Below are 9,035 nucleotides of genomic sequence, written 5' to 3'. Positions count from 1 at the left end.
GTGGCCGGGGAGGGAAAGACGGCTGGCTGGGAGGGGGGTCGGCGGGGGCCCGGACGCCCGCTAAAAGATCATGGAACTTCCGGGAAAAACCCTGGTCAGGCCCCCTTTTCAGCTTGGTGATCCGGTCCAGTGCTGGTAATATTGAGCTTGTTGGAAGGGGGTGGCACCCCGGACAACGAGAACCACTCGAAACCCGCACCACACGGAGGCAGACGACATGACCGCGACGCCCACCACCGCCCAGTTCATTACCTGCGAGTGTGACGCCAAGCCGGAGCCGCACAAGGTCCCGGTCCCGCGCATCGTGGTCGCGTCCACCGAGGAGGCGAACGCCGAGGCTGTCCGCAGTCTCCTGGAATCCGTTTGGTACGACCTGACGCTCTTCTTCGGCCCCGACATTCCGCTGTATGTCGCGTACGACGGGGAGGCCACCGGTATCGCCGAGGCGGCTTGCGAGTGGGCCGACGCCCAGGGCTTCGCCGTCGGACCGTACGACGGGGGTTTTGTGGCCGCCTACGTGGCCCCGGAAGGCGTGAAGTGCGCCCCGGCAGACGGTCGGCCCACCTACGTCTACGTCGCGTAGGAGCACGCGAGGGAGGCGGAAAACTTCAGGCGAGAGCCGGTTTTCCGCTTCCAAATCCGGCCCAACACTGGTAATATTGAGCTTGTTGGGAGGGGGTGGCACCCCTCCCGGCATCGCTACTCGAAACCCGCACCACCGGAGGAACACCGTGGCCCGTACCCACCACCACCGCCGCTACCGCACCGCCCACGAGGGCAACCCCGCCCACCTGCTGGGCATGGACGACCGCGCCGCCGCCCGGAAGGGCATCCTTACCACGGCCGCGCGGAACGAGGACGGCGATGTGCAGCTGTCCCACCGCGCCGCCGTCCGCGCCCAGGCCCAGGACACCCCCGGCAAGCGCAAGGCGTACCAGAAGGCCGCGCACCGCCGCGACCGGGCCGCCGTCCGCAAGGCCCTGACGCCGAAGCCCTTCCAGCGCGACTCGGCCAGCCTCCAGCCCCTCCGCCTGTTGCGGCGGACCCTCCCCTTTTCCCGGCGCCGCGTGGTGGTGGACGCCCGCCGGCCCCGCCGGGGGCGGCGGCGGCCCCCGCCGCCCCGGCACCCCTCGAAACCCACCAGCGAGAGAGGTCCGGAGTATGACCACCAGCGCCGCCCCCACGTTCGCCGTTTACGGCCGCATCGTCGACACCACGCCGCTATACCACGCGGTATGCGACCACTGCCCGCAGTGGCTCGGGCCGGTCACCGCCGACCTTGACCAGCACGTGCGGGACGTTCGGCAACATGCCGCCCAGCACCCCACACCGTTCGCAGGAGCGCGATGGGTCCCCGGCAGCATCGCGCCCCGCCGCGCCACGCGCGGTGAGGAAGTCGGGCGAGTGCCGGTTTACCGTGTGATCTGCGACGAGTGCCCCCAGTACACGGGCCGGGGCGGTACCGACCGCGAAGAGGTCGCCCGGTGTATCGCACTGCACGTCGCCGTGCATGAAGCCCACTACCGAGTAGTCACGGAAGGCACCATCGAGGCGGTGCGCGCCCATCAGGCAGCCGTCGATGCTGACCCCGGACGCTGGGCCCGCTTTTGACCGACAGCCGGGGCGGCGGAACGCCGCCCCGGCTGTCGGTCAGGGCGGCAGGACGCGACGGCCCGCAGTGGCCCTGACGTCGGCCGCGCCGGTCGCCCGCCCGGCCGGAAGCGGGGCGCCGAGCGGTAGCCGGCCCCGCGCCCCGGCGCGCCCGCAGCGGGCCACAGGGGTGCGGAGGCAGCTCGGAAAACCCTGGTCAGGCCCCCTTTTCGGCTTGGCTATCCGGTCCAGTGCTGGTAATATTGAACATGTTGGAAGAGGGTGGCGCCCCGGACAACGAGAACCACTCGAAACCCACGCCGATCCCACGGAGAAACCTTGAATATCGCCATGCCCGAAGCCGGTTCCACCGCTCTGCGCGCGGCCGTTGAGGCCGCACGTGCGGCCGCCAAGGCCGCAGCACACACCGCCGCCCTGATCCTGATTGAGGCAGACGGTGGCAGCGGCACCATCCACCGTGCTTGGCGCGGTGAAGGCCCCGCGGAGTCATGGTTTCTGGTCACCTCCGGAAACTTCACTGCGCATCTACTGGAGGACTCATTTGGCGACCGCGTGCATGTCACGTTGCGGAACGTGACCCCGGCCGCGTACGAGCAGATGCGGACGTGGGCCGAGGGCCGCGACGGCTGCCACCACGATCACGGCTGCGTCTGCCTCGATGACCCGTGGCCCACGCTCGCCTCCCTCTCCGCGTCCACCGAGGAATGCCGGATCGACTACCGCCGCCTCGACGAGGACGAACGCGGCAGCGCCAGCCTGGCGTTCAACCGCATCACCGTCACGCTCTTCGACGAGCCGGTGACCGTGGTGGACACCCTGCTCCGCATCGCCCGCGCGGCCGCCTGACGCGAGGCAACGGCCGCATCGCCCCGCCTCCCCGGGGTGCTGCGGCCGCTCCGAACTGACCATCGCGGAGCGCGGCCGCGCCGACAGGCCCCGAGGCCCCGGCGCGGCCGCGCCCCACGGTGGTCACCGGCCACCACTGGCGACGGACGGCCACCCCGTGGCCGGCCCCGTGCGCCCCCACGTCCCGGTACCACCTGCCGGTGGTACCCCACCCTGCGAGAGGAACCCCATGGCCGACCTGATCAAGCTGCCCCACACCGGGCTTCACGTCCCCCACGACCGCTACACCCTCGCCGACTTCCAGCAGATGACGACGCGCTGCGGCATCGCCTACAACGCCACCGTCCACGAAGGGGAGCGCTGCGTGGGCGTCATCGAAAACCAGGGCAACGGCGGAGGCACCTGGTTCTACCCGGCCACCGCCGCCGACCATCGGGCCGTCCACGACTTCGCCGCCGCCTGCCGCATGGACGGAGAACCGCTGTCCGAGGAGGAGGTGCTGAACCACCTCATCACCGAGCACGAGACCGCCCAGGAAGTCGCGAAGTGCGCGCGCCGACGCGAAAGCCTGCTCCGCGGATACGAGGAGGACGGGCTGCCCGCCATCATCATCGCCATCGGCGCCCCGCCGGTCTGGCTCGACCGTCCCGACTCCCCGTTCCTGCCCCGACTCGCCCGCGACCTGAAGGTCAGCGACCCCGACGTAGCTGTCTGGGAGTTCTGGACCGGCGACCAGTGGAAGCCGCTCAACCTCCCCACCGCCACCAACTGAAAACCCCTGCTCAAGGCCGCCTTTTTGCTAGGTGATCAGGCTCAAAACTGGTAATATTGAGCCCGTTGGAAGGGGGTGGCACCCCGACCGGCACCACCACTCGAAACCCGAACCGGAAGGCCCCGACATGCCTGCCTACATCGACGACCTCGAAGAGCCCTGCACCGACTGCGGCGCGGACGAGGGGGAGCCCTGCGACCCCGAGTGCGAGAACCACGACGAGGAGCTCCACGGCGGGTACACCCGCGAGATCGAAGTCCCCTCGCCGTTCGAGGAGCCGGTACCGCCCGGCTGGTAGATGGCACTCCCGCCGGGGCGGCGGATGGCACCGCCGCCCCGGCACCACTCGAAACCCGACACCACCCCAGGAGGAACAGATCCTTACCCGTCCGATGATCGAAACCCGAGTCTGCATCGACGACACGCTCGGCCCCTTCGACTGCAAGCTCGACCCGGCCAACCGATGGAACGGCTGGCTGAGCCCGCACTTCCCGCTCGACTCCGCACGGCAACTCTCCGAGCAGACGCTCCGCATGGCCGAGGAGTACGGCTACAACTGCAACGACACCATCCACGTGATCGAGGGCCGCGCGGACAGCCCGGACACGGTGCACATCATCGAGGGCGGCCCCAGCCGCCACAGCGAAGACGAGGAGACCCTGGCGGTCGCCGTCCGTGTCAACTGGCGTCGCGTCGACCGGGACGCGGGCCGCGCCGCCGCGGTTGCCGAGGCCACCCCGCAGGCTCGCAAGGCGGCCCGTCGGCGCAAGCCCAGCGGTCGCGGAGCCCGCCGCGTGGTCATCGTCCACATCCGATGGATGTACCTCGACGAGGGCAGCGACACAGCTGCCAACATCGTGGAGCCCGACGATGAAGGGCTCTACCCGATCGGTGGGTGGGAATGGACGTGGCACTTCGCTGGCTGGTGGTGCCTTTGCGGCTCCGATCAGGACTGGCACGAGCTCGATTGCCTCTGCGGCGTCACCCGAGACCAGGCGCTGGCACTCAAGGAGGCCGCGCCCCGGGTCGGCGCGATCCTGCGCAGGGCCGCCCCCGGGGCCACCGCAGCCCTCTTCGACGCCACCGACGCCCCCCGGATCGTCACGGTGGTCGACGGCGCCACCGAGATGGATCTCAGCGAGAGCGGCCCGTACGACACGGAGACGCTCGGAGAGGCGGACGCGGCACTGCGCGCCGCGCTGGGCAGCGACCCGATCGCGGGCGGCTCCCACTGGCTCAGGTTCCCGCCCGCCGCCCGCTGAGCCGCAGCCGAACCCCGTTGCAGCCCTGATCCGACCGGGGCGGCGGATGGCACCGCCGCCCCGGCGTCACTCGAAACCCACCCGGTGGGGCGGCGGCACGCCGCCCCACGGAGAGGAACGCGATGCCGCGTGTCACCCGCCAGCACACCGTCGCCCACCACCTGGTCCAGGGCGGCCTGACCGATCTGAAGCTCACCGAGGCCGCACAGAAGCAGGACCGCCCCGGCCTCTACCGCGTGGACGGGTTTTCCGTTCGCAGCTACCACGCGCCGGACGGCACCCTGCTCACGGTGGCCGGCGCCTACGGGCCGGACTGGGTCATGACCCGGGCGGAGATTCGCAACCGGCTCGAACAGCCCTACATCCGGTACACCGTCACCGACGACACCCCGGGTCTGGCCGACCACGAGCAGCTCGTCCGCTGGGCCACCAGTGAGGAACTCCAGAGCCGCAGGCGGGCCGCGGCCGCGCGCCAGGCCCCGCTCGTCGCCCAGCTCCGCCGCCAGCAGAGCGAGCAGGACGCCGAGGACGCCGGCCAGTCGGCTCTGTTCTGACCCCCGGGCCGGGGCCCCCCCCCACCCCCCGCGCGGGCCCGGCCTCTCGGCTCCCGGTGCCTGCTGTGGAACTCCGCGCCAAGGAGCGGACGCAGAAAAAACCCCTGGTCAAGGGACCAGTTCCGCTAGGTGTGCAGGTTCAAGGCTGGTAATATTGAGCCTGTTGGAAGGGGGTGGCGCCCCGACCAACGCCATCACTCGAAACCCGTACGAACGAAAGGCAATACCCCGTGACTGCAACCCCTGCAAAGGGCGTCATCACCATCACCCACACTCGCGCTGACGGAACGATTCTCACCGGCTCCCGCAAGGGTGACGGCATCTTTGAGATCGTCCGGCATCACGGCTTCTGGTTCTCCAGGCACGTGGACGGCCTGTTCCTCAAGCACTCGCGCGACAAGGCCGCCCAGGAGCGGAAGATCGACAGCGCCGCCGCCGCGCTGCGCAAGGCTGGGTGGACCGTCAACACCGAGATCGACGAGGACACCCGGCGGTCCTTCGCCGAGGCCGAGGCCGACCGCGAGGAGCGCGCAGCGGAGAGGGCCGAACGGTTCAGCGACCGCGCAGGCCGGGCCACCGCCTTGGCAGACGCCAAGCGGGCGGCCGCCGACCAGCTCTCGAAGCGGTTCGAGTTCGGACAGCCGATCTTGGTCGGTCATCACAGCGAGGGCCGCGCCCGCCGCGACGCCGCCCGGATCGACGCCAACATGAGGGCCTCGCTCGAGGAGCGGGACCGCGCGGGGTACTGGTCCAACCGGGCCGAGGCCTCGGAGAGCTACACCCAGCACCGCAATGACCCGTACCGCACGCTGCGGCGCCTGGAGAAGCTGCGCGCCGACCGGCGCGCCCAGGAGCGCCACCTTGCGGCCGCGACCGCAGCGGGCCGGGACGGAGCCCGGCACACCCGACTCATCGAGGAGATGACCGAGGAGATCGCCCACTGGGAGGGCGTCGTTGAGAAGGCCAAGGCCGAAGGCGTGAAGGTCTGGGGCCCGGACGACTTCACCGCAGGCGACTTCGTTCGGATGCGCGGCTCCTGGTACGAGGTGATCCGCGTCAACCCCAAGCGGCTGTCGATCGCGTGGAACCTGCGACTGGCTCCGAAGCCGGTTATGACCCGGGAGGACGCCACGCCGCCCGGCTACCGCCTCGGTACCTTCACCATCGACTACACGAACGTGCGGGGCCGCTGCCCCGGCGAGGTGATGCGCGCCTACCTCGCCGACGGGAAGGTCCCCGGCACCAAGACCGCGCACGAAGCGTCCGAGAAGCTGCCGGCGAGCGCGGTCCGGGCGGCCGAGGCTGCGAAGCCGAAGGCGAAGAAGCGCAGCGACCCGAAGATCCCCAAGCGCGTCAGGGTCGAGTGCGCCCAGGACCGCACCACGGCCACCCTGACGTTCCTGACCGGGCGCAGCCAGCCGCACAAGGACTTCGCGCCGGTGACCCTTACGCCCCCGGAGGGTGAGAAGTTCTCCGAGGTCATGTGGGCGAACACGCTGCGGACCGCGGTGGTCGAGTACCTGGCCGGGCGCGGCTTCCGGCTCCGGGACGCAGGGTGGAGCGGCGAGTCGATCCAGGGTTGCAGCCGCGCCATCGAGGAGATCCCGGCGGCCGAGCCCGAGCCCGAAGCGGTCGAGGGCGAGAAGCAGAGTGAGCAGGCCCCGGCCGCCGAAGGACGGCCCACCCCGGCGGAGACGTGCCCCATGTGTCACTCCGACAAGTGGAACCCGCAGGCGCGCGCCTGCGGGCACTGCCACCACAACCCGACGGCGGTGCCCGCGCCCGGGCCGGCCCCCGCTGCGGATGCACAGGACTGGCAGGAGGCCATGGCCATGGTGTTCATCGTCTCGAAGAACACCCGCCGGGCCCGTAAGCGGGCCCTGTGGGTGATGACCCGGCGAGAGGCGCAAGCCGTGTGCGGCGACTCCCGCACGTCGGGCCGCTCGTACATGCTCACCTGGTCCGACCGCCCCGGGGACGAGGGGGCCGACTGGGAATGGGTGCCGGACAGCGGCAGCCTTGACGCGGTCCTCGCGGACCTGGGCATCACCCCGCGCCGCGAGTGGACCACCGCCCGGGACGCCGTGGCCACCGCCACGGCGTAGCGGATGCAGCCGGGCCCCGGCTGCCGAGAGCGGCAGCCGGCCCCCGGCAATCCGTCCAGATCAGTACCCCCCAAACCTTGGGAATCGGGGGTAAAGCTGGTAATATTGAGCTTGTTGGAAGGGGGTGGCACTCCGACCGGCACCACCACTCGAAACCCATCACCGGAGGCATGCACGTGAGCACCTCAGCCGAGCAGACGACCGCCCGCCCCACCGGCATCACACAGCGCTTCGCCGATGCCGTGATCAACCTGGTCCGCTTCCTCGGCCCCGACCCGGCCGCCATCGTCCGCAAGGACCGCCCCCAGCGCTGACCCGCTCACCCGGGGGGCGGCGGATGGCACCGCCGGCCCCCGCCTCACCCGCTCACCGTCGAACTGGAGAAACCCCATGGCCCGACCCGTCCCGCAGCACGCCGTCCTCAACGTCTTCCACCTGCTCCGCCGAGTCGAGCCGACCGCCGCCGTCGTCGGCACCAAGGAGGTAGCCCGCATCGGCGGGCTGGTCTTCACCCTCTCGCTCGCGCCCTCGATCTGGCACGACCGGTTCCAGGGCCTGCGCCTCACCGCCATCAGCCCCACCGCGGGCGAACTCGCCACGACCCTGCTGTCCTTCGAGGACTACAAGGTCACCACCGGCACCGGCGCCGCACGGCGCCCCCTGCGCCTCCTGGACGAGTACAACGCGGGCGACCTCTTCAACGGCGTCTCCACGGACGCCCTGGAGGAGGCCGTCGCCGCCTTCACCGCATCCTTCGCGGCACCCGAGCCCAGCGCGAACTGAACCACCCCGGCCGGGGCGGCGGATGGCACCGCCGCCCCGGCCCAACTCCACCCCCCGGGGGGGGGGGGGGGTTGCCCCCCCCCCCCCGGCCCCACTCGAAACCCGACCCGAACGAGGAGAACCCACCCCATGACCCACCCCGTCCCGTACACCGTCAACGACGCCAAGCTGAACGATGCGCTCGACGACGCCCACGAGCGCATCCAGCGCGCCGAGGACCGGCTGGCCCGCGTCGCGTGCGCACACGTCGCCGCCGCCGTCCGCGACGTACTCACCGACCACGAGTCGGCCGCGCCGTTCGACGCCACGCACCTCCGCCTGACCGGGCGTCTTGGCGCCGACGTGCTGAGCACCGACGGCACGTACTGGACCGCCACCGGCGAGGAGCGGCGCATCCCCGTCGGCGAACTGTTCGACGGTCTGCTCGGGTGGGTCAACCAGCTCAACTACGGCAACCGCCACATCTGGCGGCCCCTGTGCGAGACCGAGGGCACCGTCGTCGGCGCCATCGGGGCACCGGTCGGCTACCGGCTCGACCTGGCCCAGGCCGCGCAGCTCCCCGACGAGGTCCACACCTCCGCCCGGGTGCGCGAGATCCGCGACCGCCTGGCCGCCGTGACCTACCGGCCGTGGACCGTCGAAGAGTTCACCTGGAACCGCAACGGTGCCACCGTCGACAAGGACGACCCGGACGCCGTGCACACCGACTTCGTGGTCAGCGACCCCTCCGGGGCCAAGGTCGCCGAGGTATCGGTCAGCTACGACGGCCCCGAGGACACCGACACGCCCGCCGAGGATGTCGCCGAGACCCGCGCTAACGCCGAGTTCATCACCCGGGCGCCGGAGGACCTGCTCTACCTCCTGGCCTACCTCGACCACCTCGCCGGTGCCGCGGACGCCGAGGAGCTCCACCTGCGCGGCTACTGCGGACACTGCGGGACCGCGCTCTACACCTCCATCGCGTCCGAGACACCGACCGCCCTGGATGGGAGCACCCAGTGCAAGGGCACTCCGGGCCCGTACAGCATCCACTTCCCGCGCCGACACGTCCTGCACACCTGACCTGCCCCCGGGGGCAGGTCAGGATGATGCGGGAACGACC

The 9,035-nt window shown here is 70.9% G+C and carries 11 protein-coding genes; all 11 read left to right on the top strand.

Annotated elements, in window-relative coordinates:
* The first annotated feature begins 217 nt into the window (after positions 1 to 217).
* The 11 genes from RIF68_RS16950 (at position 218) to RIF68_RS16900 (ending at position 8,995) form a co-directional block, all read left to right on the top strand.
* Positions 218 to 583 carry a hypothetical protein gene (locus RIF68_RS16950; RefSeq protein WP_309052105.1) on the top strand — a complete coding sequence of 122 codons (366 nt, stop codon included), beginning with the start codon at positions 218 to 220 and terminating at the stop codon, positions 581 to 583.
* Positions 584 to 1,161: 578 nt separating this feature from the next.
* Positions 1,162 to 1,611 carry a hypothetical protein gene (locus RIF68_RS16945; RefSeq protein WP_309052104.1) on the top strand — a complete coding sequence of 150 codons (450 nt, stop codon included), beginning with the start codon at positions 1,162 to 1,164 and terminating at the stop codon, positions 1,609 to 1,611.
* A gap of 318 nt (positions 1,612 to 1,929) precedes the next feature.
* On the top strand, positions 1,930 to 2,457 hold the full coding sequence (locus tag RIF68_RS16940) for a hypothetical protein (protein WP_309052103.1): 528 nt from the start codon (positions 1,930 to 1,932) through the stop codon (positions 2,455 to 2,457).
* 229 nt (positions 2,458 to 2,686) lie between these two features.
* Positions 2,687 to 3,229, top strand: a complete 543-nt coding sequence (locus tag RIF68_RS16935; protein ID WP_309052102.1) for a hypothetical protein — start codon at positions 2,687 to 2,689, stop codon at positions 3,227 to 3,229.
* Positions 3,230 to 3,356: 127 nt separating this feature from the next.
* A complete protein-coding gene (locus RIF68_RS16930; protein WP_309052101.1) occupies positions 3,357 to 3,527 on the top strand; it encodes a hypothetical protein in 171 nt (56 codons plus the stop codon).
* 94 nt (positions 3,528 to 3,621) lie between these two features.
* Complete coding sequence (locus RIF68_RS16925) at positions 3,622 to 4,491, top strand: hypothetical protein (RefSeq protein ID WP_309052100.1); 870 nt, start codon at positions 3,622 to 3,624, stop codon at positions 4,489 to 4,491.
* Positions 4,492 to 4,613: 122 nt separating this feature from the next.
* Positions 4,614 to 5,045 (top strand): hypothetical protein, encoded by a 432-nt coding sequence (locus RIF68_RS16920; protein WP_309052099.1) that lies wholly within the window; start codon positions 4,614 to 4,616, stop codon positions 5,043 to 5,045.
* Between the two features lie 230 nt (positions 5,046 to 5,275).
* Positions 5,276 to 7,150 (top strand): DUF3560 domain-containing protein, encoded by a 1,875-nt coding sequence (locus RIF68_RS16915; protein ID WP_309052098.1) that lies wholly within the window; start codon positions 5,276 to 5,278, stop codon positions 7,148 to 7,150.
* A 176-nt stretch (positions 7,151 to 7,326) separates the two neighbouring features.
* Positions 7,327 to 7,464 carry a hypothetical protein gene (locus tag RIF68_RS16910; RefSeq protein WP_166625789.1) on the top strand — a complete coding sequence of 46 codons (138 nt, stop codon included), beginning with the start codon at positions 7,327 to 7,329 and terminating at the stop codon, positions 7,462 to 7,464.
* 76 nt (positions 7,465 to 7,540) lie between these two features.
* On the top strand, positions 7,541 to 7,933 hold the full coding sequence (locus RIF68_RS16905) for a hypothetical protein (RefSeq protein WP_309052097.1): 393 nt from the start codon (positions 7,541 to 7,543) through the stop codon (positions 7,931 to 7,933).
* A gap of 129 nt (positions 7,934 to 8,062) precedes the next feature.
* A complete protein-coding gene (locus tag RIF68_RS16900) occupies positions 8,063 to 8,995 on the top strand; it encodes a hypothetical protein (protein WP_309052096.1) in 933 nt (310 codons plus the stop codon).
* Positions 8,996 to 9,035: the final 40 nt, after the last annotated feature.

The sequence above is a fragment of the Streptomyces sp. genome (assembly GCF_031178505.1).
Lineage (GTDB): Bacteria > Actinomycetota > Actinomycetes > Streptomycetales > Streptomycetaceae > Streptomyces > Streptomyces gulbargensis.
The sequence above is the reverse complement of the archived record's forward strand: the minus strand, read 5'-3'. Positions and strand labels throughout refer to the sequence as shown.